2 protein-coding genes are annotated in these 671 nt (G+C 30.7%); both read right to left on the bottom strand.

Annotation, left to right across the window (positions count from 1 at the left end; genetic code table 11):
- Positions 1-222 (bottom strand): recombinase family protein (locus ACM6HU_RS27405; RefSeq protein WP_414848554.1); only part of this gene is annotated, 222 nt, incomplete at its 3' end.
- Positions 223-572: 350 nt separating this feature from the next.
- Positions 573-671 (bottom strand): thiol-activated cytolysin C-terminal domain-containing protein (locus ACM6HU_RS27400; protein ID WP_414848555.1); only part of this gene is annotated, 99 nt, incomplete at its 5' end.

Genomic DNA, 671 nt, shown 5'->3' with positions numbered 1-671 from the left:
GTTTCTTCCAAGTCTTGTCAAAGAGTCAAACACAATGGTATCTCCTGTACGAACAAGACGTTTTAGCATTTGATAATTCTCTCGCTCCATATTTTTTCCAGATTCTTTATCTATGAAAATATCTCGTTCTTCTATCCCTAAATCCTTCATATTCTGAATTTGCCGTTCTTCGTTTTGATCTTTACTCGAAACTCGTACATATCCAAATATTTTATATTTCATATGCTACACCTCATTGATAATTATAACAACTATGTCTGTAAAGGTATATAGAATAAACAGATATCTGTAAAGTTTAAAATAGACATTTATAGACGTGAGTTTTTATATGATTCTATGTATCTGTAAAGGTATACTTTTACAGACGAGTTAAAGGGCTCACTTAAGACTACATACAAGAAATCTAAAACGTACATTTTTAGGGAAGTTTCCAGCAAAAAAACAGCGAAAATTGATTAATATCCGATCATTCAGAAAATACTTATTTTTGAGAGGTGATAGCTACAATGATTATATAGAGAAGTATGATATATTTGAAAAAGCGCCCTGTTTACAGGGCGCTTCACTTTTACCTAATGACTAATATTAGCACTTGGGTATAATGTTGTTCCTCCAACTGAAACTTTAATTTCATTTGTTAATGGAACATTTTGTTCATTAATAATTGTTCT

The organism is Bacillus sp. IT-79MI2 (assembly GCF_949768135.1).
Taxonomy (GTDB): Bacteria; Bacillota; Bacilli; order Bacillales; family Bacillaceae_G; genus Bacillus_A; species Bacillus_A pseudomycoides.
The sequence above is the reverse complement of the archived record's forward strand: the minus strand, read 5'-3'. Positions and strand labels throughout refer to the sequence as shown.